Source organism: Pseudomonas sp. G3-19, from assembly GCF_054855875.1.
On the sequence record NZ_JBMPIQ010000003.1, the window covers coordinates 535,174 to 556,300 of the forward strand.

Sequence of the window (21,127 nt, forward strand, 5' to 3'; positions counted from 1 at the left end):
GCCGTCAGATCAAACCTTGACGATCCAGCCCGCTGGCGCTTCGATGTCGCCGGTCTGCACGCCAGTCAGCTCTTTGTAGAGCTTCTGGGTGACCGGGCCGACTTCGGTTTCGCTGTGGAACACGTGCAGGTGGTCGTTGTAACTGATCCCGCCGATCGGGGTGATCACCGCCGCGGTACCGCAGGCGCCGGCTTCCTTGAAGTCCGACAGTTTGTCGATCAGCACGTCGCCTTCAATCACTTCCAGACCCAGACGGGTTTTCGCCAGTTCGATCAGCGACAGACGGGTGATGCCTGGCAGCACGGATGGCGAGTTCGGGGTGATGAACTTGTTGTCGTGGGTGATCCCGAAGAAGTTGGCCGAACCGACTTCCTCGATCTTCTTGTGGGTCAGCGGATCCAGGTAGATGGCGTCAGCGAAGTGCGCTTTCTTGGCCTGAGAGCCCGGCATCAGGCTGGCGGCATAGTTGCCACCGACCTTGGCCGCACCAGTGCCTTGTGGGGCGGCGCGGTCGAAGCTGGAGATCTGGAAGTTGTGCGGAGTCAGGCCGCCCTTGAAGTAGGCGCCGACCGGGATCGCGAATACCGAGAAGATGAACTCCGGCGCGGTACGCACGCCGATGTTGTCACCCACGCCGATCACGAACGGACGCAGGTATAGCGCGCCGCCGGTGCCGTATGGCGGGATGAAGCGCTCGTTGGCGCGAACCACTTCCTTGCACGCTTCGATGAACTGCTCGGTCGACACGTGCGGCATCAGCAGGCGAGCGCAGCTGCGTTGCATGCGCGCGGCGTTCTGGTCAGGACGGAACAGGTTGATCGAGCCGTCCTTGCAACGATAAGCCTTCAGGCCTTCGAAGCACTGCTGGCCATAGTGAAGGGCAGTCGAGCCTTCGCTGATGTGCAGCACGTTGTCTTCGGTCAGGGTGCCTTTGTCCCACTCGCCATTGCGAAAGTACGACAGATAGCGTTTGTCGGTCTTGATGTAGTCAAAACCCAGCTTGTCCCAATTGATGCTTTCGTTACCCATGACACCCTCTATCACTGAACAACCGTCGAAACGGTTCAAGGCTTCTGACGTTTTTTTGGATGGGCACAACAATACTTCATTCTTGCGCGGTTTCGCAGCCCGGACTATCGGATGACAGGCAGATAAATCGAGTCGGCCTCAAGAATTCGCGAGCAAGCCCGCTCCCACAGGGGGAATGCATTTCCCTGAAGAAGCCGCTCCCACATTTTGGAATACATTTCCCTGTGGGAGCGGGCTTGCTCGCGAAGAGGCCACCACTGCCACCATCCATCACAGATGCAACGCATGCCCCAAAGCACGCAACGCCGCTTCCTGCACCGCTTCACCCAGGGTCGGATGCGCATGAATAGTGCCGCCAATGTCTTCGAGGCGCGCACCCATTTCCAGGCTTTGCGCGAACGCGGTCGACAACTCGGAAACGCCTGCCCCGACCGCTTGCCAGCCGACAATCACATGATTGTCGCGACGCGCGACCACCCGCACGAAGCCGCTTTTCGATTCCAGGGTCATCGCCCGGCCGTTGGCAGCGAACGGGAAGCTGGAAACGATGCAGTCCAGTCCGGCAGCCTTGGCTTCGTCCGGGGTCTGGCCGACCACCACTAGTTCCGGGTCGGTAAAGCACACGGCGGCGATGGCGGTCGGGTTGAATTCGCGGGATTTGCCGCTGATCAGTTCGGCAACCATTTCGCCCTGAGCCATGGCGCGATGGGCGAGCATCGGCTCGCCGCTGAGGTCGCCGATGGCGTAGACGTTGCGCATGCTGGTCTGGCAGCGGCTGTCGATCTTGACCGCCGAGCCGTTCATGTCCAGGTTCAGCGCTTCGAGGTTCCAGCCTTGAGTACTTGGCTTGCGCCCGACTGCCACCAGCACCTGATCGGTTTCCAGATTGAGGGTGTCGCCGTTCGGGTCACGCACCTGCAAGGTGCCGTCGAAACCCAGCACGCTGTGCTTGAGATAGAGCTTCACGCCCAGTTGCTTCAGTGCTTCGTGCACCGGTTGCGTCAGCTCGGCATCGTAGGCCGGCAGGATACGATCCTGCGCCTCGACCACACTGACCTCGGCGCCGAGCTTGCGGTAAGCAATGCCCAGCTCCAGACCGATGTAACCGCCGCCGACCACCACCAGACGTTTGGGCACGGACTTCGGTGCCAGCGCTTCGGTGGAGGAGATGATCGGCCCGCCGATTGGCAGGATCGGCAGGTTGACGCTGGTCGAACCGGTGGCCAGCACCAGATGTTCGCACTGGATCCGCGTATCGCCGACTTCCACGGTTTTGCCGTCGATGACTTTGGCCCAGCCATTGATGACCTGGACCTTGTTCTTTTTCAGCAGTGCGGCGACGCCGGTGGTCAGGCGATCGACGATGCCGTCCTTCCACTCGACGCTCTTGCTGATGTCGAGGGTTGGCGCCGAGACGCTGATGCCCAGCGCCGAATGCTGGCTGTGATGGCGGGTCTGGTGGAACTGCTCGGCCACGTGAATCAACGCTTTGGACGGAATGCAGCCGATGTTCAGGCAAGTGCCACCCAGCGATTGGCCTTCGACCAGAATCGTCGAAATGCCCAGTTGCCCGGCGCGAATCGCCGTGACGTAACCGCCGGGGCCGCCGCCGATGATCAGCAGCGTGGTGTTCAAGGTTTGCATTGCATCACTCCACAAACAGGGTTGCGGGTTGTTCGATCAAGCCACGAATGGCCTGGATGAAGAGCGCCGCGTCCATGCCGTCGACCACGCGGTGATCGAAGGAGCTGGAGAGGTTCATCATCTTGCGGATCACCACTTGGCCTTTGACGACCATTGGCCGTTCGACGATTTTGTTCACGCCGACGATCGCCACTTCCGGCAGGTTCAGCACCGGGGTGCTGACGATGCCGCCCAACGCACCGAGGCTGGTGAGGGTGATGGTCGAGCCGGACAATTCGTCGCGGCTGGCCTTGCCATTGCGTGCGGCATTGGCCAGACGCGAGATTTCCGCGGCGCTGTCCCACAGGCTGCGCGCTTCGGCGTGACGCACCACCGGCACCATCAGGCCGACATCGCTTTGCGTGGCGACACCGACATGCACTGCGCCGAGGCGGGTGATGACCTGGGCTTCGTCGTCGTAACGGGCGTTCATCTGCGGGAAGTCACGCAGGGCGACGACCAGTGCGCGGACCAGGAACGGCAGCAAGGTCAACTTGCCCCGGGTGGCACCGTGTTTTTCATTCAGATGCGCGCGCAGTTCTTCGATGGCGGTGACGTCGATTTCCTCGACGTAGCTGAAGTGCGCGGCACGCTGAGTGGCGTCCTGCATGCGCTGGGCGATCTTGCGGCGCATGCCGATCACTTGAATCTGTTCTTCATCGTGACGCTGGGCGTACGCGGCGGTTGCCGGTGCCGAAGCGTTTGATTGACCCTGGGCCAAATAAGCGTCGAGGTCTTCGTGCAGCACACGACCGGCCGGGCCGGTGCCGCGTACCAGACGCAGCTGAATGCCCAGATCCAGCGCATGTTTGCGCACGGCCGGCGAAGCCAGCGGACGTTCATCAGCCTCGCGGGCAACCATCGGACCCTGGCAAACCGGTGCGGAACGCGGTGCAGCAGCGGCGGCAGGTTTGCTCTCGACTGCGGCTTCAACTTTCGGCGCAGCAGGTGCCTCTTTCGTAGCAACCGGTGCTGGTGCGGCGGATTTCTTCAGGTTTCCGGCGCCTTCAACTTCGATGCTGATCAGCACACTGCCGACCGCCATCACTTCACCCGGCTGACCGCCGAGCGAAATCACCTTTCCGTGCACCGGCGATGGAATATCAACCATTGCCTTGTCGGTCATCACGTCCGCCAGCACCTGGTCTTCAACCACCAGATCGCCAACCTTGACGTGCCACTGCGACAGTTCTACTTCTGCGATGCCTTCGCCGATGTCCGGCATCTTGATAACGTGCGTGCCCATTCAGACCTCCATGACCCGTTTCAACGCCGCGCCCACTCGGGACGGCCCTGGGAAATACGCCCACTCTTGCGCGTGCGGGTAGGGGGTGTCCCAACCGGTGACGCGTTCGATCGGCGCTTCCAGGTGATGGAAGCAATGCTCTTGCACCAGCGACACCAGCTCGGCGCCGAAACCGCAGGTGCGCGTGGCTTCGTGTACCACCACGCAGCGGCCGGTTTTCTTCACCGACTTGACGATGGTTTCCAGGTCCAGCGGCCACAGGCTGCGCAGGTCGATGACTTCGGCGTCAACGCCGGATTCTTCGGCGGCAACTTGCGACACATACACGGTGGTGCCGTAGGTCAGCACGGTCACGTCCTTGCCCGGACGGGTGATGGCGGCGACGTCCAGCGGCACGGTGTAGTAACCGTCCGGCACTTGGGCCTGCGGATGTTTCGACCACGGGGTTACGGGGCGGTCGTGGTGGCCGTCGAACGGGCCGTTGTACAGGCGTTTCGGCTCAAGGAAGATCACCGGGTCATCGTTTTCGATGGAGGCGATCAGCAGGCCCTTGGCGTCGTACGGGTTGGATGGCATGACGGTGCGCAGGCCGCAGACTTGAGTGAACATCGCCTCAATGCTCTGGCTGTGGGTCTGGCCGCCGTAGATCCCGCCGCCGCACGGCATGCGCAGGGTCATCGGCGCGGTGAACTCGCCGGCCGAGCGATAACGCAGGCGCGCGGCTTCGGAAATGATCTGGTCGGAAGCCGGGTAGACGTAGTCGGCGAACTGAATCTCGGCGACCGGACGCAGGCCGTAAGCGCCCATGCCCACCGCAACACCGACAATGCCGCTTTCAGAGATCGGCGCGTCGAATACCCGCGAGGTGCCGTACTTGGTCTGCAGGCCTTCGGTGCAACGGAACACGCCGCCGAAGTAGCCGACGTCCTGACCGAACACCACCACATTATCGTCACGCTCAAGCATCACATCCATGGCCGAGCGCAGGGCCTGGATCATGGTCATGGTGGTCGTGGTCATGGCGGTTTCCAACTGAATATTGTTGTTGTGATCGTTCATGTCAGATCCCCAACTGCTGACGCTGGCGCTTCAAGTGCTCCGGCATCTCTTTGTAGACGTCTTCGAACATGGTTGCGGCGCTTGGAATCTGCCCGCCGGCGAGGGTGCCGTACTGTTCGGCCTGTTTCTGCGCGGCAATCACTTCGGCTTCGAGCTCGGCGCTGACGGCGGCGTGCTCTTCTTCCGACCAGTGGCCGACCTTGATCAGGTGCTGCTTCAGGCGGGCAATCGGGTCGCCCAGCGGGAAGTGGCTCCAGTCATCGGCAGGACGGTATTTCGACGGATCGTCGGAGGTCGAGTGCGGGCCGGCGCGGTAGGTGACCCATTCGATCATGGTCGGGCCGAGGTTGCGCCGGGCGCGTTCGGCAGCCCAGGCGGAAGCGGCGTAGACCGCGTAGAAGTCGTTGCCATCGACCCGCAGCGAGGCGATGCCGCAACCAACGCCGCGTCCGGCGAAAGTGGTGGCTTCACCCCCGGCGATGGCCTGGAAGGTCGAGATCGCCCACTGGTTGTTGACCACGTTGAGGATCACCGGCGCGCGGTAAACGTGAGCGAAGGTGAGGGCGGTGTGGAAGTCCGATTCGGCGGTGGCGCCGTCACCGATCCAGGCCGAGGCGATTTTCGTGTCGCCCTTGATCGCCGAGGCCATGCCCCAGCCGACGGCCTGAATGAATTGGGTCGCGAGGTTGCCGGAGATGGTGAAGAAACCGGCGTCCTTGACCGAATACATGATCGGCAACTGCCGGCCCTTGAGCGGATCACGCTCGTTGGACAGCAGTTGGCAGATCAGATCGACCAGCGGGACTTCGCGGGCCATCAGAATGCTTTGCTGACGGTAGGTCGGGAAGCACATGTCGTCGATGTTCAAGGCCAGGGCCTGGGCGCTGCCGATGGCTTCCTCGCCAAGGCTCTGCATGTAGAACGACATTTTTTTCTGGCGCTGGGCGACCACCATGCGGTTGTCGTAGATCCGCGTCTTGAGCATGGCGCGCATGCCCTTGCGCAGGATCTCGACCGGCACGTTTTCAGCCCAGGGGCCGAGGGCGTTGCCCTGATCGTCGAGCACCCGAATCAGCCCACGCGCCAGGTCGGCGGTGTCGGCAGGTTCGACGTCGATGGAAGGTTTGCGCACCGTGCCGGCATCGGTCAGATGCAGGTAGGAGAAGTCGGTTTTGCAGCCTGGGCGGCCCGAGGGTTCAGGGACGTGCAGACGCAGCGGTTCATACGCTTGGGTCATGGCTTCTACGCTCGATCTTGTGAATTTCTTGTAGTGAGCTGGCAATCATTCTTGGGTGAAAGAAATCTTGTCCTACAACAATCATAGGCCCGGGCCAGAAGAATATTTCTCTCTGTTTCGTTGCGCTGGAGACGATTTGCAGATAGAAATTCTGCATAAACATAAAAAACAGGTGGTTTTGTCTCATGCGCAAACTGGACCGTACCGACATCGGCATTCTCAACAGCCTTCAGGAGAACGCGCGCATCACCAACGCCGACCTCGCGCGCTCGGTGAACCTGTCGCCGACGCCGTGTTTCAACCGGGTCAAGGCGATGGAGGAATTAGGGCTGATTCGCGAGCAGGTGACGCTGCTGGATGCCGATCTGCTGGGGCTGCATGTGAACGTGTTCATTCACGTCAGCCTGGAGAAACAGGTCGAGGAGGCGTTGCAGCATTTCGAAGAGGCGATCTCCGACCGCCCCGAGGTGATGGAGTGCTACCTGATGGCCGGCGACCCGGACTATCTGATCCGGGTGCTGGTGCCGACGATTCAGGCGCTGGAGAGGTTCATGATGGACTTTCTGACCAAGGTGCCGGGGGTGGCGAATATCCGCTCGAGTTTTGCCTTGAAGCAGGTGCGCTACAAGACGGCGTTGCCGTTGCCGGCGAATGGGTTGACCCTCGGGTCCTGAAGATCAAAAGATCGCAGCCTGCGGCAGCTCCTACAGGGACACCGTTTATGTGTGCCCTGTGTAGGAGCTGCCGCAGGCTGCGATCTTTTGCTTTAAAGCTTGTTGATCGGCACTTTCAGATAAACCACACCATTGTCTTCGGCCGCCGGAAAATTCCCCGCCCGCACATTCACCTGAATCGCCGGCAGCAACAGCGTCGGCATGCCCAACCCGGCGTCACGTTTGGTGCGCATCTCGACAAACGCCGCCTCGTCGATCCCGTCATGCACATGAATATTGCTCAGGCGCTGCTCACCGACGGTGGTCTGGCACTGTGACTCGCGGCCTTCCGGCGGGTAGTCGTGGCAGACGTAGAGTTTGACGCTGGCCGGGAAGGCCAGCAGTTTGTGGATCGAGTTGAACAGCTGATGCGCGTTGCCGCCGGGGAAGTCGCAGCGGGCGGTGCCGACATCGGGCATGAACAGCGTGTCGCCGACCAGAATCTGTTCGCCGTCGATCAGGTAAGCCATGTCCGCCGGGGTGTGGCCGGGGACGTGCAGGGCGGTGGCCTTGAGGTTGCCGATCATGAACGACTCGTTCGGCGCGAACAGGTGATCGAACTGCGAGCCGTCGACGCAGAATTCCTGTTCCAGATTGAATAGCGCCTTGAACACGTTCTGCACCTTGCTGATGGACTGGCCGATCGCAATCTTGCCGCCGAGTTCGCGGCGCAGGTACGGCGCGGCGGACAGGTGGTCGGCGTGGGCGTGGGTTTCCAGCAGCCATTGCACCTGCAAGTGGTGTTCTCGGACGAAGGTGATGATTTTGTCGGCCTGCGCGGTGCAGGTGCGACCGGCGGCGCCGTCGTAATCGAGTACCGGGTCGACGATTGCACACTGCCCGCCATCGGCTTCATAGACCACGTAGCTGTAGGTCGAGGAGGCGGGGTCGAGGAAAGCTTCAATCTGCGCGGGCATGGACACCAACCTGAATCAGGGAAATGGGTTGCAACACTTTATCTAAAAACATAATGTTCGCAGCTTAAGTGACGTTGAAGGCATCGTGCAAATGCAATCCAGTCTGACCGAATGTGAAGTCGCCCAATTGCGGGCGTCCGCCTCCAAGGCCTGCGCGCTGCTCAAGGCGCTGGCCAATGAGGATCGCCTGTTGATCCTGTGCCAGCTGACCCAGGGCGAGCGCAATGTCGGCGAGCTGGAAAAAATGACCGGCGTGCGCCAGCCGACCCTGTCCCAGCAACTGGGCATCCTGCGCGATGAAGGCCTGGTGGCGACCCGTCGCGAAGGTAAATACATCTTTTACGGTCTGGCCAGTCCTGAAGTGATTCAGGTGATGAAGACCCTGTCCGGGTTGTATTGCGGAGCGGTGCTGAAAAGCCTGGGCCATCAATAAATGTCAGCCACCACACAATCTCTGTAGGAGTGAGCCTGCTCGCGATAGCGGTGTATCAGCCAACATCTTCATAGACTGACATACCGCTATCGCGAGCAGGCTCACTCCTACAATGGATTTGTGCGATGGCCAAGAAATCCTTGCATGCAGCAATAAGGAACAAGCAATGAACGATCAACACTGGGGCCTATCCATCAGTGCCGATATCGTGGTCATCGGCGGCGGCACCGCCGGCATCGGCTTCGTCGCCAGTCTGCTCAAGCGTGATCCCACTCTTAAAGTCACTGTGATCGAGCCAAGCGTCCAGCACTACTACCAACCGGCGTGGACGCTGGTCGGCGGTGGCGCCTACGACGTCAAGGACACCGTGCGGCCGATGAGCAAAGTGATGCCGCGTCAGGCCACCTGGATTCAGGCGGCGGTGACCGGTATCGATCCCGATCAGCGCCAGTTGACCCTCAACGATCAGTGCACCGTCACTTACCAGAACCTGATCGTCTGCCCCGGCCTGCGGCTGGCCTGGGAGAAGATCGAAGGCCTGCAGGAAAGCCTCGGCCAGCATGGCGTGACCTCCAACTACAGCTATCAGCACTCGCAGTACACCTGGGATCAAGTGCAGAAACTGCGTGGCGGCAAGGCGTTGTTCACTCAGCCGGCGATGCCGATCAAATGCGCCGGCGCGCCGCAGAAGGCGTTGTACCTGTCGTGCGATCACTGGCGTAAAACCGGCGTCCTGAACAACGTTAAAGTCGAGTTCAACCTGGCCGGCGCCGCGTTGTTTGGCGTCGCGACCTTCGTCCCGCCGCTGATGAAGTACATCGAAAAGTACAACGCGCAACTGGCCTTCAGCTCCAACCTGGTCAAGGTCGACGGCCCGGCGAAAACCGCCTGGTTCGAGGTCAAGGATGCTGACGGCAACCTCACCACACAGGCGAAAACCTTCGATCTGCTGCACGTGGTGCCGCCGCAAGTCTCGCCGGATTTCATCGCCCAGAGCCCGCTGGCCGACGCTGCCGGCTGGTGCGAAGTCAATCCGCATAGCCTGCAACATCCGCGTTACCCCGAGGTGTTCGGCCTCGGTGATATCTGCGGCACCAGCAATGCGAAAACCGCTGCCGCCGTGCGCAAGCAGGTCGTCGTAGTCGCCGAAAACCTCTTGGCCCTGCGCAAGCAACAACCGCTGCCACTGAAGTACGACGGCTACGGTTCGTGCCCGCTGACGGTGGAGAAGGGCAAGGTGATCCTCGCCGAGTTTGGTTACGGCGGAAAGTTGCTGCCGACCTTCGCCCTCGATGCGACCGTGCCGCGCCGCTCGGCGTGGTTCCTCAAGGCGACGCTGCTGCCGTGGTTCTATTGGAACGGCATGCTCAAGGGCCGCGAGTGGCTGACCGGTTTGTCCAAAGTCGACTGAGAATTCCCTATGTTGCTGGCAAGTCTGTTTGGCGTGTTGATGGGGCTGATTCTCGGACTGACCGGGGCGGGCGGCGGGATTCTCGCGGTGCCGGCGCTGGTGCTTGGCCTCGGCTGGAGCATGACCCAGGCCGCGCCCGTGGCGTTGTTCGCCGTCGGCAGTGCGGCGGCAGTGGGCGCGATCGACGGTTTGCGCCATGGGCTGGTGCGCTACCGCGCGGCGCTGCTGATCGCCGCGCTTGGCGCGGTATTTTCGCCACTGGGCATCTATTTTGCGCACCAGTTGCCGGAGAAGATCCTGATGATCCTCTTCAGCCTGCTGATGGTCATGGTGGCCTGGCGCATGCTGCGCCGCGAGCGTGCGCAAACGGGGCCGAGCGACCACGGCCACGCCAGTTGGGGGCAGAAAAACTGCATGCTCAATGAGCAGACCGGGCGTTTCGACTGGACCGCCAAATGCACCGCGACCCTCGCGGCGCTGGGTGCGGTGACCGGCGTGGTCTCGGGCTTGCTCGGCGTCGGCGGTGGCTTCCTGATCGTGCCGGCGTTCAAGCAACTGACCGATGTGCAGATGCGCGGGATTGTCGCGACGTCGCTGATGGTGATCAGCCTGATTTCGGCGATTGGTGTGATCGGCTCGTTTCACGCGGGTGTGCGGATTGATGCTCAGGGCGCGGCGTTTATCGTGGCCAGCATCGTCGGCATGATCATCGGCCGCAAACTGTGCGCGCGGGTGCCAGCGCGGACGTTGCAGGTGGGGTTTGCCAGCGTGTGTCTGGTGGTGGCGGGGTATATGTTGTTGCGTGCCTGAATGTTGGCAGATCAAAAGATCGCAGCCTTCGGCAGCTCCTACAGGAAGCGCATTCCCATGCAGGAGCTGTCGAGTGAAACGAGGCTGCGATCTTTCAGGCTGTTACAACACCAGATGCGGTAGCCACAGGGAAATGGCGGGGATGTAAGTGACCAGCATCAACACCAGAAACAGCACCGCATAAAACGGCAGCAGCGCCTTCACGGTGCTTTCGATACTGACCTTGCCCACCGCCGAACCGACAAACAGCACCGCACCCACCGGCGGTGTTATCAGCCCGATCCCGAGGTTGACCAGCATGATCATGCCGAACTGCACTGGATCGACACCGATGCCGAGAATCACCGGCATCAGGATCGGCGTCAGAATCAGGATCAGCGGCGCCATGTCCATCACCGTGCCGAGCAACAGCAGCATGACGTTGATGCACATCAGGATCACGTAACGGTTGTCCGACAGGGTCAGAAACAGCGTGGTGATTTTCGCCGGAATCTGCATCAGGGTCATGATGTAGCCGAAGCTCGCGGCGAAACCGATCAGGATCATCACGATGGAAATGGTGCGTACCGTGCGGTGCATCAGCTTCGGCAGTTCACGCCACTTGTAATCGCGGTAGATGAACATGGTCACGAAAAACGACCACAACACGGCGATGGCCGCCGATTCCGTGGCGGTGAAAATCCCCGAGAGGATGCCGCCGAGGATGATCACCATCGCCATCAGGCCCCAGAGGGCTTCGCCGACGATTTTCAGCGCCTGGCGCATCGGGATCACTTCACCCTTGGGGTAGTTGCGCTTTTTCGCGAAGATCAGGCACAGCACCATCAGGCAGGCGCTCATCATCAAGCCCGGCACGATGCCGGCCATGAATAGCGAGGCAATCGAAACCGTACCACCGGCGGCCAGGGAGTAGAGCACCGAGTTATGGCTGGGTGGCGTGAGCAGGGCTTGCACCGAGCCGCTGACGGTCACTGCGGTGGAGAAATCCCGTGGATAGCCTTTGCGTTCCATTTCCGGAATCAGCACCGAACCCACCGACGCGGTGTCGGCCACCGAGGAACCGGAGATCGCGCCGAAAAAGGTCGAGGCGACAATGTTGACCAGCGACAGGCCACCACGCACGAAACCCACCAGCACCCCGGCACACGCCACCAAGCGCCGCGACATGCCGCCCTCGGCCATGATCGCGCCGGCCAGGACGAAGAACGGAATGGCCAGCAGCGAGAACTTGTTCACCCCCGACGCGACCTGGATCATCACCGCCTGGAACGGGATGTCGATCCACCACGCACCGATCAGCGCGGCGGCGCCCAGCGCATAGGCGACCGGCATGCCGATCAGGATCAATACGATAAAACTGCCCAGCAGAATCAGAGCGTCCATTAAGCGCCACCTTCACTTTCTTCAACCAGATCGAACTGCACGACCCGCCGTTTGCTCTGGTCACCGAGCAAGAGTTTTTCCAGGACGAAAACCAGCGTCAGCAAGCCGCCCACGGGAATCGGCAGATAGGTCACGCCAACCCGCAGATCGGGCAGGGCCGCCATGAACTGGTTCCAGGTGGACAGGCACAACTTGGCGCCCCAGATGGTCATGAAAATGCAGATCGACGCCATGAGCAGTTGCGAGAATATCGCCGCCGCAGATCTCAGCCGGGGTGGCATGCGGTCGGTGAGCATGGCCACGGCCATGTGCGCACCGGCGCGGTAACTGGCGGCGGCACCGATGAAGGTGAACACCATCATCAGCAGGATCGCCGTGGGCTCTGGCCAGCTCGAACCGGTGCCCAGCACGTAGCGGGCGAAGACGCCCCAGGGAATCATCAGGGAAATCGCCAGGACGGAAAGGCCGGCGACCCAGATGCACGTCATGTAGATCTTGTCGTTGATACGCAGCAGTAGATTCTTCATCGGGTTCCACCGTAACCGGGCGCGCCTGTGTCATCAGGTGCGCCGGGCCTGGTTAATGAGGACGGAGCGGGAGGCGTTACTGCACGGCTTCGATTTTCTTGATCAGGTCGGCGTACTTCGCACCGTACTTTTCCCGCACCGGTGCGGTGGCGTCGTAGAAGGGTTTCTTGTCGACCTCGATGAACTCGACGCCAGCGGCCTTGAGTTTTTCTTCGCTGGCAGCGGACTTCTTGTCCCACAGCACACGCTCTTCAGCCTGGGCAGCCTTGGCGGCGTTCTTGACCAGCGCCTGTTGATCCGGGGTGAGTTTTTCCCAGGTGATTTTCGACATCACAATCGGCTCTGGCAGGATCAAGTGACCGGTCAGGCTGTAGAACTTGGCGTTCTGGAAGTGGTTGTGTTCGAGCAGGGTCGGCGGGTTGTTTTCCGCGCCGTCGATCACGCCGGTTTGCAAGGCGCTGAAGATTTCCCCGGTGTCCATGGCGATACCGTTTCCGCCCATGGCGTTCATCATGTCGATGAACATCGGGTTGCCCTGGACACGAATCTTCATGCCCTTGAGGTCTTCGAGCTTGCGCACCGGTTTCTTGGTGTAGACGTTGCGCGTGCCGCCGTCCATCCAGGCCAGCGCCACGAGGCCGAATTCGGAGTTGGTGATTTTGTCGAGGATCTCGTCGCCCACTGCGCCGTCGATGACGTTACGCATGTGTTGATGGTCGCGGAAGATGAACGGCATGTTGAACACGTTCACATCCGGCACTACCGGGCCGACGATACCCAGGCTGACGCGAGACAGCTGTACCGCGCCGACTTGCATCTGCTCGATGACTTCCTTTTCAGAACCCAGCACGCCGCCGGGAAAGTATTGGAAGGTCAGCTCGCCGTTGGTTTCCCTGGTCAGGGTCTTGCCCATGTTTTCTTCGGCTACCACGGTGGGATAACCGGCGGGATGGATGTCAGCGAATTTGAGTTGCAGGGCCTGGGCGGCGCCAGTGAAGGTGAACATCAGCGGGAGTGCAGCGGCCAGCAAGGTGCGTTTGAAGTTCATGGGGGGGAGTCTCCAGTCTTGTTATTGTTGTGTTCAAGGCGCAGCGGTGCAGCAGAGGCGGGTGTTACAGGGAATCGTCGAATAGTGGTTCTTCCAGGCCTTTGACTCCGGGATTGAGGGCGAACACGCCGCCGGCCAGGGATTGCGGATCGCGGTCGTCGCCGGGACGAATCGAGGTCACGAAGAGGGTGTCCAGGCGGCTGCCGCCGAAGGCACACATCGTCGGTTTCTTCACCGGCACTTCCAGCGAGAAATCGAGGCGGCCGTCCGGGGCAAAACGGTGAATCAGTCCGGCGTCGTTGGCGCAGATCCAGTAGCAGCCTTCGGCATCCACGGCAGCGCCATCCGGCCGGCCGGGGAAGTGGTTCATGTCAACGAAGATCCGCCGATTCGACGGGGTGCCGGTCTCGGTGTCGTAATCGAAGGCCCAGATCAATTGCACGTGCGGATGTGAATCGGACAGGTACATCGTCTTGCCGTCAGGGCTGAAGCCGAGGCCGTTGGGCACGATGAACCCGTCGAGTTGCGCTTCGATCACACCAGACTGCCCGGCGCCGTAGCGGTAGAGGCGGCCTTCGGATGCGTTCAGGCCCATGTTGAGCACCATGCTGCCAGCCCAGAAACGGCCCTGGCGGTCGCAGCGACCGTCGTTGAGGCGCATGTCTGCTCGGCTGTGCTCGACGGTGGCGAGCCATTCGCTGTCGAGGCTGCCGTCGCTGTGCGGGTGCAGATGAAAAAAGCCGCTCTCCATGCCGGCAACCCAGCCGCCACTGCTATGACGGGCAATGCAGGCGAGCATTTGCGGGGTTTTCCAGGCATGCACATGGCCGGTGTCAGCGTTCCAGCGTTGCAGTCCGCCGTTGGCAATATCGACCCAATACAGCGCGTTTTCCTGCGGCACCCAGACCGGGCTTTCGCCCACGGCGTTGCGCGCATCGACGATCAATTCGGCTTGCATACTCATTCCTTTGCGTCGTTGGCAGAGTGTTCAGTCGCCGAAGGGGCCGGCCGCGACGAACGCGCCGCCCTGATAGATCCGCGCCGGGTCATCGGCGGCGGGCATAGGCTGCGCTTCGACTTTTTCGCGGAACACTTCGGAGCTGTCCCTGGCCTCAAAACCGAGGTGACTGGCGAAGCGGTTGTCCCACCAGACGTCCTTGTTGGCGGACATGCCATAGACCACGGTATGGCCAACGTTTGGCGTGTACAGCGCGCGCTCGAGCAATTGGGTGAGGTCGTCGAAGCTCAGCCAGGTGTGCATCATTCGGCGGTTCTGCGGCTCGGGAAATGAGGAGCCGATGCGGATGCTGACCGTCTCGATGCCGTAGCGATCGAAGTAGAAACTGGCCATGTCTTCGCCGTAGGACTTGGACAATCCGTAGTAGCCGTCGGGGCGGCGGGCGCAGCTGGCATCGAGCGGCTCGTCCTGTTTGTAGAAGCCGATGACGTGGTTGGAACTGGCGAAGATCACTCGCTTCACACCATGGCGGCGTGCAGCTTCGTAGATGTGAAATACGCCGCAAATGTTGGCGCCGAGGATTTCTTCGAAGGGCCGCTCCACGGAGACACCGCCGAAATGCAGGATCGCGTCGACGCCTTCGACCAGTTGGTGCACTGCCTGTTTGTCGGCAAGGTCGCAGGGGACGATTTCTTCGCGATCATCAATGGCTGGGGCGAGAGCCGCGATGTCCGACAGGCGCAGGACATGGGCATAAGGGCGCATACGTTCGCGCAGGACTTTGCCCAGGCCACCGGCAGCGCCGGTCAGCAGCAGACGGTTGAACGGGGCGCGGGGAGTAGAGGTAGACGTCATGGCAATCCCTTACACGTTGTTATTAGGTTTGTTGTAGGTTGTCGTATGACTGCGCTGAAGTATCGGTAGGGTTTCCGGAACTTGTCAACGCGACTTTTGGGGTAAATGACGGAAGGGGCTCATTCACTTTTCAATCACCGCGACGCCTTCGTTGCAATGCAATCCCCCTATGGGAGCGGGCTTGCTCGCGAAAGCGGTGTGTCATTAAAAGGTAAATTGACTGACCCGACGCATTCGCGAGCAAGCTCGCTCCCACAGGGAAACCCGGTGTGAGGACTGGCTTTACAACAACGAAATCGGGTAGCTGACAAAGATCCGGTTCTCATCGAACTCATTGGTGCTGAAGTCCCGGCGTATCGTCGCGTTGCGCCATCTCACGTTGAGGTTTTTCAGCGGCCCGCTCTGCACGGTGTATCCCAGTTCCGACTCGCGACCCCATTCCTTGCCGTCGGTAATCGTCCCGGTATGCACGTTATCGCCGCTGATGTAGCGGTTCATCAGGGTCAGGCCGGGAATCCCGAGGGCGACGAAGTTGTAGTCATGACGCAACTGCCAGGAACGCTCTTTGGCGTTGTCATAACTGGCGTTGTAGCTGTCGTTGGCCAGGGTGCCGCCGCTGGTGCCGTTGACCCGCATCCACGCGTCGTCGCCGCTGAGTTTTTGCAGGCCGACATAGAAGGTGTTGCCGCCGTAGCGGGCCGACAGCATGGCGAACGCGGTCTTGTTATCGAGGTCGCCGGCCTGGGCGCTGCCGTCTTCCTTGCCGGTGAAGAAACCGAGGTTGGCGCCCAGCGTCCAGTCACCTAGCGGCTGGCTGTGGCTGAGGTTGAAATACTGCTGCTGGTAGATGTCGCTGAGTTCGGCGTACCACACGCCGACCAGGGTGCGCTTGTCGTTGAAGGTGTATTCGCCGCCGCCGAAGTTGAAACGGTCGGAGGTGAAGGCGCCGCGGCCGTTCATCGACATGTCTTCCATGCTGGCGTCGTTGCGCGGGCTGTTGCCACGGAACTGCCCACCGTAGAGGGTCAGGCCGTTGATTTCGGTGGAGGTGATCTGGCCACCGCGAAAGGTCTGCGGCAACGAGCGGCCATCGTCCGAGCGCAGGATCGGCAGCACCGGCATCCATTCGCCAACCTTCAATTCGGTCTTCGACACCTTGGCCTTCAGCGCCACGCCGAGGCGACCGAAGTTGTCCGCCGGACGCCCGTCATCGTGAATCGGCAACAGTTGCGTACCGCCGGTGCCCTTGCCGCCATCGAGTTTTTGCGAATACATCCCCAGCACATCGAGACCGAAGCCGACGGTGCCTTGGGTGAAGCCGGATTTGGCATCAAGGATGAAGTTTTGCGTCCACTCTTCAGCCTTGCCCTGCGGGTAGTTCGGGTTGACGAAGTTGCGATTGAAGTAGGCGTTGCGCAGGTTCAGCGTGGCTTTGCTGTCTTCGAGGAAGCCTTCGGCGTCTGCGCTCATCGGCAAAACCAGGGCGAGGCTGCTGCAGCCGATCAAACTCAGGGTGGAACACGGGCGGGGGAAGGAAATACGGGACGTGCGAACGGAATTGCAGACGAGTGTGCTCACTGTGACGCTCCCTGTTGTTGTTTTTATTATTTGTCATACGTCGTCGTACAACATGGTTGCGGATAGTTGCGAGGTTTTCCGCAAAAGTCAACAGGGCTTGTTACGATTGTTTTGCGCGATTTGGCAGCCCTCCAAATACTGCGAAGAGGGCTGTTTTCGGCGGGTTTACCGGTTATAGAGCGCCTCTGTGTTGTCGATCAGCGGGTTTTTCTCGGTCAGGACGATCCGGGCGATCTGGTCCTTGCGCATGAATGTCACCTTCGGATGCGCCTGCGCATAGCGGATAAAGCGTTCCATCGCCTCGACCATCGCCGGAGTGCCGCCGATGCGATCGTGCAGACTCACTGACATCATCCGCCGCTTGCCAGCTCCTTCGGAGTACAGGCGATCAAATTCCAGAACCAGTTGCTGATAGAACTGCTCGGCGGAGAAATGCCGACCCTCGATCAACACGATGTCGTTGTTGCGCAAGGTATAGGGCACCACGGCGAATTTGCGCCCACGGACCATGGTCACGAACGGTTCGTCGCGGCTGACATCATCGATGTGGTAGGTGAAATTCAGGTCTTGCAGGACCTTCAGCGTGTTGGCGCTGCGCCGCAACCAGTTGGCGTTGTAGCCCAGCGAGCGCTGGCCGGTAAGTCTCTCGACCGCGTTGACACCGTCGCCGATGAACTGTTTTTCCTGGTCGTAACTCATGTTGTAGGAATCGGCCCAGCGCATGCCGTGGGCTGCCAGTTCGTGGCCGCGCTCGGCAATCGCTTTCGCCAGTTCCGGGTGCTTGAGCGCCGCTTCGCCGACCACATGCGAGGTGACCTTGATCCCGGTGCGATCCCACAGGTCGAGCATCCGCCACAAGCCTTCCTTGTAGCCATAATCAAACCAGGTCTGCGCCGGCAGATCAGGGTAACCCTTGGGCAATGGACTGCCGGAAAACGGACTTTCCGCACCCTCGGGCTGGCCGCCGGTTTCGAACTGCATCGACACCGAGATCACCAGTTGCGAGCCGTCCGGCCACGGGCGTGCCTGGGCGAAGGCGAGGGCGGGCAGCAACAGGGCGGCAGCCAGAAGGTTTTTCAGCAGGCGTGGGGAGCGTTGCCGGTGGGGCGTGGTCATAACGGGCACCTTGCAGGTTGAGAAGGGCTGCAAGGGTGGCAGTTGCCCGGCGCGGGAAAAATCCGTTGCGGGCGAGAGGACCTTTAAACAGAATTTACGAATCCACCGCGAACCCTGTGGGGGCGGGCGTGCCCGCGATAACGGTCTGCCAGTCAGCCTGTTGCCGAGCCGACTACCGTCATCGCCGGCAGGTCAGCTCCCACAGGATTGTGGGTTTGCCGCAAGATTTGCGGCAAACTCCCGGCAACACAAGCACAAGGCCTTTCAATGGATCGATACGCCCCGCGCGACTGGCAGCCTCACGAGAAGCCCAGTCTGCCCGGTTCCCCCTCGACGCCGCTGCACTCCAACCCCAAGCGCCTGGCCTATGCGCTGGTCGGGCTGCTGGTGGCGGTGACCGGTGGTTTGGGTAACTCGCTGGTGGTCGCCAACCTGCCTTACCTGCAAGGCGCGCTGGGCGCGACCACGGCGGAGATGGCCTGGCTGCCAGCTGCGTACGTGATGACCAACGTGTCGATGAACCTGCTGCTGGTGAAGTTTCGCCAGCAGTTTGGCCTGCGTGCATTCACCGAAGTGTTTCTGGTGCTGTATGCGCTAGTGACGTTCGGTCATCTGTTCGTCAACGACTTGAGCTCGGCCATCGCGGTGCGGGCGGCGCACGGCATGGTCGGTGCGGCGTTGAGTTCGCTGGGTCTGTATTACATGGTTCAGGCGTTTCCGGCCAAGTGGCGGCTGAAGGCGCTGGTGCTGGGCCTCGGCGCCTCGCAACTGGCTTTGCCGCTGGCGCGATTGTTCTCCGAAGACTTGCTGCAGATTGCCGAATGGCGCGGTTTGTACCTGTTCGAATTGGGCATGGCCTTGCTGTCGCTGGGCTGCGTGCTGCTGCTCAAGTTGCCGCCCGGTGACCGCTTCAAAACCTTCGAGCCGCTGGACTTTCTGACCTTCGCCATTCTCGCCAGCGGCGTGGCGCTGCTCTGCGCGGTGTTGTCGCTGGGACGCATCGACTGGTGGCTGGAGGCGAACTGGATCGGCTACGCGCTGGCGGCCTCGATTGCCCTGATCCTCGCCGGCCTGGCGATTGAACACAATCGCAGCAACCCGATGCTGATGACCCGCTGGCTCGGCAGCGGCACGATGATCCGCCTGGCGCTGGCGGTGACCCTGATCCGCATGGTCACCTCGGAACAGTCCACCGGCGCCGTCGGTTTCATGCAGAACCTCAACATGGGTTATGAGCAGTTGCACAGCCTGTATGTGGTGATGCTGATCGGCAGCGTCGCCGGGCTGGCGACCAGCGCACTGACCATCGATCCCAAGCACCTGCTGATGCCGCTGATCATCTCGCTGGCGCTGATGGCGACCGGTTCGGTGATGGACAGTTTTTCCAACAACCTGACCCGCCCGCAAAACCTGTATTTCAGCCAGTTCCTGCTGGCCTTCGGCAGCACGTTTTTTCTGGGACCGACCATGGTTTTCGGCACCCGCAACGTGCTGACCAATCCGCGCAATCTGGTGAGTTTTTCGGTGTTGTTCGGGATCTGCAACAACCTCGGCGGCCTGCTCGGCGCGGCGTTGTTGGGCACGTTCCAGATCGTGCGCGAGAAATTCCATTCCAGTCACCTGGTCGAGCACCTGACGCTGTCCGATCCGCTGGTGGCCGCCCGTGTGCAGAGCGGCGGGTCGGCTTACGGTTCCTTGCTGGCCGACCCGAGCCTGCGCAATCTGGCCGGGATTCGCAGCCTGGCGAATGCCGCGACTCGCGAAGCCAACGTGCTGGCCTATAACGATGTATTCATGCTGATCGCCGTGATTGCGGTGCTGACCATGATCTGGCTGTCCATTCGTGCGCTGTGGCTGATGAGCACCACCAAAGCCGTCGACCCCGCGCCTTCCGTACCTCCTGACGGTGCTTCCAATTCATGACCGAACCGACCACCACAACCACCAATGCCATCGCCGCCACCCCGGAAGGCGTGGCACCGCCGTCCTCGCCGAACACCGAGCCGCGCTCGTTGCGGGTGCGGATCATCTCGTCGCTGGGCTTTGCCGCGATTGCCATCGTCGGTGTGCTGATCGTGCTCTACGCCTGGCAGTTGCCGCCGTTCAGCAGTGCGGTCGAAACCACTGAGAACGCCCTGGTGCGTGGCCAGGTGACGATCATCGGCCCGCAGCTCAGCGGTTACGTGTTCGAGGTGCCGGTGCAGGACTTCCAGTACGTGAAGGCCGGCGACCTGCTGGTGCGGCTGGACGACCGGATTTATCAGCAGCGCCTCGACCAGTCGCTGGCGCAACTGGCGGTGCAGAAAGCCGCGCTGGCCAACGTGGTGCAGCAACGCAACAGCGCCGAAGCGACGATCAAACTGCGTCAGGCGGTGGTGGCCGACAGCGAGGCGCAGTTGCGCAAAAGCGAGGCGGATCTGCGCCGTAACAAGGAGCTGGTGAGTGACGGCTCGGTGTCGAAACGCGAGATGGACGTGACGCTCGCGGCCAATGCGCAGAGCATTGCGGCGGTGGCGCAGTCAAAGGCCAATCTGGAAATCGCCCGGCAGGATCTGCAAACGGTGATCGTCAATCGCGGCTCGCTGGAAGCGGCAGTGGCCAGCGCTGAAGCAGCGGTGCAACTGGCGCGGATCGACCTGTCGAATACGCGCATCGTCGCCCCGCGCGACGGCCAACTCGGGCAGATCGGCGTGCGCCTGGGCGCTTACGTCAACTCCGGCGCGCAGTTGATGGCGTTGGTGCCGAACCAGAAATGGGTGATCGCCAACATGAAGGAAACCCAGATGAACAACGTGCGCGTCGGGCAGCCGGTGCGTTTCACCGTCGATGCGCTGAACCACCGCAAGTTCACCGGCCATGTGCAGCACATTTCGCCCGGCACCGGTTCGGAATTTGCCCTGTTGCAGGCCGACAACGCCACGGGCAACTTCGTGAAAATCGCCCAGCGCGTGCCGGTGCGGATCACCATTGATGAGGGGCAGCAGGAAGAGGAACGCTTGCGTCCGGGGATGTCGGTGGTGGTCAGCATCGACACCGCGGCGGGTGACACACAACCGCATTGACCTGCGCAGATCAAAAATGTGGGAGCGGGCTTGCTCGCGAAAGCGGTGTGTCAGGCGATATT

General features: G+C 61.2%; 19 protein-coding genes. 6 read left to right on the plus strand and 13 right to left on the minus strand.

Translation table 11 applies throughout. The annotated features are described in order from the left end of the window. Positions 1–9 precede the first annotated feature (9 nt). The 5 genes from ACOYXI_RS02540 to ACOYXI_RS02560 all read right to left on the minus strand — a co-directional run bounded on the left by ACOYXI_RS02540 (position 10) and on the right by ACOYXI_RS02560 (position 6,254). Entirely contained in the window at positions 10–1,029 is a 1,020-nt protein-coding gene (locus ACOYXI_RS02540) for a branched-chain amino acid aminotransferase (RefSeq protein ID WP_027613221.1), read from the minus strand. Between the two features lie 270 nt (positions 1,030–1,299). Next, positions 1,300–2,673, minus strand: coding sequence for a dihydrolipoyl dehydrogenase (gene lpdA / locus ACOYXI_RS02545; protein WP_461674252.1), 1,374 nt, complete (start codon positions 2,671–2,673; stop codon positions 1,300–1,302). A 4-nt stretch (positions 2,674–2,677) separates the two neighbouring features. After that, a complete protein-coding gene (locus ACOYXI_RS02550) occupies positions 2,678–3,958 on the minus strand; it encodes a dihydrolipoamide acetyltransferase family protein (RefSeq protein WP_461674253.1) in 1,281 nt (426 codons plus the stop codon). After that, positions 3,959–5,017: an alpha-ketoacid dehydrogenase subunit beta gene (locus tag ACOYXI_RS02555; protein ID WP_003224000.1), complete on the minus strand. Its 1,059-nt coding sequence runs from the start codon at positions 5,015–5,017 to the stop codon at positions 3,959–3,961. 1 nt (position 5,018) lies between these two features. Continuing rightward, positions 5,019–6,254, minus strand: coding sequence for a 3-methyl-2-oxobutanoate dehydrogenase (2-methylpropanoyl-transferring) subunit alpha (locus ACOYXI_RS02560; protein WP_003224001.1), 1,236 nt, complete (start codon positions 6,252–6,254; stop codon positions 5,019–5,021). A gap of 185 nt (positions 6,255–6,439) precedes the next feature. Here ACOYXI_RS02560 and bkdR point away from each other — a divergent pair, with 185 nt between their 5' ends. Beyond that, a complete protein-coding gene (gene bkdR, locus ACOYXI_RS02565) occupies positions 6,440–6,928 on the plus strand; it encodes a Bkd operon transcriptional regulator BkdR (RefSeq protein ID WP_027613216.1) in 489 nt (162 codons plus the stop codon). A 92-nt stretch (positions 6,929–7,020) separates the two neighbouring features. Here bkdR and ACOYXI_RS02570 read toward each other — a convergent pair whose 3' ends face one another. Continuing rightward, positions 7,021–7,884, minus strand: coding sequence for an MBL fold metallo-hydrolase (locus ACOYXI_RS02570; protein WP_461674254.1), 864 nt, complete (start codon positions 7,882–7,884; stop codon positions 7,021–7,023). A 91-nt stretch (positions 7,885–7,975) separates the two neighbouring features. On the opposite strand from ACOYXI_RS02570, the gene ACOYXI_RS02575 reads away from it, so the two are divergent. From ACOYXI_RS02575 to ACOYXI_RS02585, 3 genes are all read left to right on the plus strand, one after another. Beyond that, positions 7,976–8,317: an ArsR/SmtB family transcription factor gene (locus ACOYXI_RS02575; protein WP_007965280.1), complete on the plus strand. Its 342-nt coding sequence runs from the start codon at positions 7,976–7,978 to the stop codon at positions 8,315–8,317. Between the two features lie 166 nt (positions 8,318–8,483). Continuing rightward, positions 8,484–9,728: an NAD(P)/FAD-dependent oxidoreductase gene (locus tag ACOYXI_RS02580; RefSeq protein WP_461674255.1), complete on the plus strand. Its 1,245-nt coding sequence runs from the start codon at positions 8,484–8,486 to the stop codon at positions 9,726–9,728. Positions 9,729–9,737: 9 nt separating this feature from the next. Further along, positions 9,738–10,538 carry a sulfite exporter TauE/SafE family protein gene (locus ACOYXI_RS02585; RefSeq protein WP_098968223.1) on the plus strand — a complete coding sequence of 267 codons (801 nt, stop codon included), beginning with the start codon at positions 9,738–9,740 and terminating at the stop codon, positions 10,536–10,538. A 102-nt stretch (positions 10,539–10,640) separates the two neighbouring features. Here the strand turns inward: ACOYXI_RS02585 and ACOYXI_RS02590 are convergent, their stop codons facing one another. From ACOYXI_RS02590 to ACOYXI_RS02620, 7 genes are all read right to left on the minus strand, one after another. After that, positions 10,641–11,921: a TRAP transporter large permease gene (locus ACOYXI_RS02590; protein WP_134786063.1), complete on the minus strand. Its 1,281-nt coding sequence runs from the start codon at positions 11,919–11,921 to the stop codon at positions 10,641–10,643. Then, positions 11,921–12,448 carry a TRAP transporter small permease gene (locus tag ACOYXI_RS02595; RefSeq protein WP_098968224.1) on the minus strand — a complete coding sequence of 176 codons (528 nt, stop codon included), beginning with the start codon at positions 12,446–12,448 and terminating at the stop codon, positions 11,921–11,923. The genes ACOYXI_RS02590 and ACOYXI_RS02595 overlap by 1 nt, the downstream gene beginning before the upstream one ends. A gap of 76 nt (positions 12,449–12,524) precedes the next feature. Beyond that, a complete protein-coding gene (locus ACOYXI_RS02600) occupies positions 12,525–13,496 on the minus strand; it encodes a TRAP transporter substrate-binding protein (protein ID WP_210557757.1) in 972 nt (323 codons plus the stop codon). 64 nt (positions 13,497–13,560) lie between these two features. After that, the gene (locus tag ACOYXI_RS02605; protein WP_461674256.1) at positions 13,561–14,454 is read right to left on the minus strand and encodes an SMP-30/gluconolactonase/LRE family protein; all 894 of its coding nucleotides are present in this window, start codon (positions 14,452–14,454) and stop codon (positions 13,561–13,563) included. 30 nt (positions 14,455–14,484) lie between these two features. Continuing rightward, a complete protein-coding gene (locus ACOYXI_RS02610) occupies positions 14,485–15,309 on the minus strand; it encodes an NAD-dependent epimerase/dehydratase family protein (protein WP_134786066.1) in 825 nt (274 codons plus the stop codon). A 282-nt stretch (positions 15,310–15,591) separates the two neighbouring features. Then, positions 15,592–16,887, minus strand: coding sequence for an OprD family porin (locus tag ACOYXI_RS02615; protein ID WP_096795910.1), 1,296 nt, complete (start codon positions 16,885–16,887; stop codon positions 15,592–15,594). A gap of 165 nt (positions 16,888–17,052) precedes the next feature. Further along, positions 17,053–18,003 (minus strand): polysaccharide deacetylase family protein, encoded by a 951-nt coding sequence (locus tag ACOYXI_RS02620; protein WP_461674257.1) that lies wholly within the window; start codon positions 18,001–18,003, stop codon positions 17,053–17,055. A gap of 267 nt (positions 18,004–18,270) precedes the next feature. Here ACOYXI_RS02620 and ACOYXI_RS02625 point away from each other — a divergent pair, with 267 nt between their 5' ends. Together ACOYXI_RS02625 and ACOYXI_RS02630 are read left to right on the plus strand one after the other, a co-directional pair. Further along, on the plus strand, positions 18,271–19,926 hold the full coding sequence (locus ACOYXI_RS02625; RefSeq protein WP_225138612.1) for an MFS transporter: 1,656 nt from the start codon (positions 18,271–18,273) through the stop codon (positions 19,924–19,926). Beyond that, positions 19,923–21,065, plus strand: a complete 1,143-nt coding sequence (locus ACOYXI_RS02630) for an HlyD family secretion protein (RefSeq protein WP_461674258.1) — start codon at positions 19,923–19,925, stop codon at positions 21,063–21,065. The genes ACOYXI_RS02625 and ACOYXI_RS02630 overlap by 4 nt, the downstream gene beginning before the upstream one ends. The last annotated feature ends 62 nt before the right edge of the window (positions 21,066–21,127 follow it).

What these genes read in the sequence shown, in the direction of transcription:
- ACOYXI_RS02555 (WP_003224000.1), bottom strand. Translation starts at nt 5,017, where the DNA reads ATGAACGATCACAACAACAATATTCAGTTGGAAACCGCCATGACCACG.
- ACOYXI_RS02585 (WP_098968223.1), top strand. Translation starts at nt 9,738, where the DNA reads ATGTTGCTGGCAAGTCTGTTTGGCGTGTTGATGGGGCTGATTCTCGGA.
- ACOYXI_RS02540 (WP_027613221.1), bottom strand. Translation starts at nt 1,029, where the DNA reads ATGGGTAACGAAAGCATCAATTGGGACAAGCTGGGTTTTGACTACATC.
- lpdA (WP_461674252.1), bottom strand. Translation starts at nt 2,673, where the DNA reads ATGCAAACCTTGAACACCACGCTGCTGATCATCGGCGGCGGCCCCGGC.
- ACOYXI_RS02595 (WP_098968224.1), bottom strand. Translation starts at nt 12,448, where the DNA reads ATGAAGAATCTACTGCTGCGTATCAACGACAAGATCTACATGACGTGC.
- ACOYXI_RS02575 (WP_007965280.1), top strand. Translation starts at nt 7,976, where the DNA reads ATGCAATCCAGTCTGACCGAATGTGAAGTCGCCCAATTGCGGGCGTCC.
- bkdR (WP_027613216.1), top strand. Translation starts at nt 6,440, where the DNA reads ATGCGCAAACTGGACCGTACCGACATCGGCATTCTCAACAGCCTTCAG.
- ACOYXI_RS02620 (WP_461674257.1), bottom strand. Translation starts at nt 18,003, where the DNA reads ATGACCACGCCCCACCGGCAACGCTCCCCACGCCTGCTGAAAAACCTT.
- ACOYXI_RS02605 (WP_461674256.1), bottom strand. Translation starts at nt 14,454, where the DNA reads ATGCAAGCCGAATTGATCGTCGATGCGCGCAACGCCGTGGGCGAAAGC.
- ACOYXI_RS02570 (WP_461674254.1), bottom strand. Translation starts at nt 7,884, where the DNA reads ATGCCCGCGCAGATTGAAGCTTTCCTCGACCCCGCCTCCTCGACCTAC.
- ACOYXI_RS02625 (WP_225138612.1), top strand. Translation starts at nt 18,271, where the DNA reads ATGGATCGATACGCCCCGCGCGACTGGCAGCCTCACGAGAAGCCCAGT.
- ACOYXI_RS02550 (WP_461674253.1), bottom strand. Translation starts at nt 3,958, where the DNA reads ATGGGCACGCACGTTATCAAGATGCCGGACATCGGCGAAGGCATCGCA.
- ACOYXI_RS02590 (WP_134786063.1), bottom strand. Translation starts at nt 11,921, where the DNA reads ATGGACGCTCTGATTCTGCTGGGCAGTTTTATCGTATTGATCCTGATC.
- ACOYXI_RS02600 (WP_210557757.1), bottom strand. Translation starts at nt 13,496, where the DNA reads ATGAACTTCAAACGCACCTTGCTGGCCGCTGCACTCCCGCTGATGTTC.
- ACOYXI_RS02580 (WP_461674255.1), top strand. Translation starts at nt 8,484, where the DNA reads ATGAACGATCAACACTGGGGCCTATCCATCAGTGCCGATATCGTGGTC.
- ACOYXI_RS02610 (WP_134786066.1), bottom strand. Translation starts at nt 15,309, where the DNA reads ATGACGTCTACCTCTACTCCCCGCGCCCCGTTCAACCGTCTGCTGCTG.
- ACOYXI_RS02560 (WP_003224001.1), bottom strand. Translation starts at nt 6,254, where the DNA reads ATGACCCAAGCGTATGAACCGCTGCGTCTGCACGTCCCTGAACCCTCG.
- ACOYXI_RS02630 (WP_461674258.1), top strand. Translation starts at nt 19,923, where the DNA reads ATGACCGAACCGACCACCACAACCACCAATGCCATCGCCGCCACCCCG.